This is a genomic window from Vibrio sp. Vb1554, assembly GCF_033344235.1.
On the sequence record NZ_JAWPOJ010000466.1, the window covers coordinates 1 to 1,037 of the forward strand.

General features: G+C 45.8%; 1 protein-coding gene and 1 pseudogene. Both read left to right on the top strand.

The window, feature by feature from the left end:
• Positions 1–853 (top strand): annotated as a pseudogene (locus tag R8N28_RS27110) (sensor histidine kinase); the annotation flags it as partial.
• Positions 850–1,037, top strand: a 188-nt coding sequence (locus tag R8N28_RS27115; RefSeq protein WP_412079943.1) for a response regulator, incomplete at its 3' end; no start/stop codon positions are given. The pseudogene R8N28_RS27110 and the gene R8N28_RS27115, both read left to right, overlap by 4 nt.

A 1,037-nucleotide genomic window follows, 5' to 3' on the forward strand; every position in this document is an offset into this window, starting at 1 on the left:
ACCGCTTACGGATACATTGCGCGACAGCGACTTATATACCGTTCTTGAAACGGGTCTATAAGATCACGACATTGAAATTTTCCTTAATCATAAGCGTTTAATTGCGAACCGCTCACCCATCTTTGTGGAAGGAAAGATTGTCGGGGCAGTATCAAGTTTTCGTTTGCGCGACGAGATCAATGAGCTTACGGAGCAGCTCTCGCAAACCAAAGAATATGCAGACTTGTTGCGTTCTCAAACTCACGAGCATAGAAACAAGCTCAATACGATCAGTGGCTTAGTACAAATGGGTGAGCTTGAGGCTGTGCAAAAGCTCATCGGGCAAGAAACCGCCCATTATCAAGCCATGATTGAGTTTTTGCGAGATACCATAAAAGATCCGCTTATTGCGGGTATGTTGTTGGGAAAAACAGAGCGAGCACGAGAACTGGGTTTGCAGCTGGTGGTCGAGGAGGGCAGTCGCTTGGAGCCGCTTTCTGAATGGTTAAATTCGGAAGATCTGGTCACCATTTTAGGTAACTTGATCGACAATGCGTTTGATGCGACTTTGAGCGTTATTCGCAATGAATCCAACGTTGCATCAGAGCGTCGAAACATCGAAGTCTCGGTTAGCGATTACGGCAACGAAGTGATTTTAGAAGTCAGCGATCACGGATGTGGGTTGCCAGAGAACATTGAACCTCAAACCCTTTTCAAAAAAGGCATTTCGACAAAATCTCGACAAAATAGAGGGGTAGGTTTGCACCTAGTGAACCAATTAGCGACCCGCTATCACGGGCATGTTGAAATGCTACCAAACACAGAACATGGAACGCGAATAACCGTGTATTTGCCAAAGGAAGAACAAGTATGAACATGGCAACGCGAGTGATGATCATTGAAGATGACATTGCCATTGCTGAATTACACCACAAATACCTGAGCCAATTGGCAGGGTTGGATGTGGTTGGCATTGCAACGACGCGATTAGAAGCGGAAATGCAGCTCGAAGTGCTCAAGCCAGATCTGCTTTTGATGGATGTTTATCTGCCGGATTC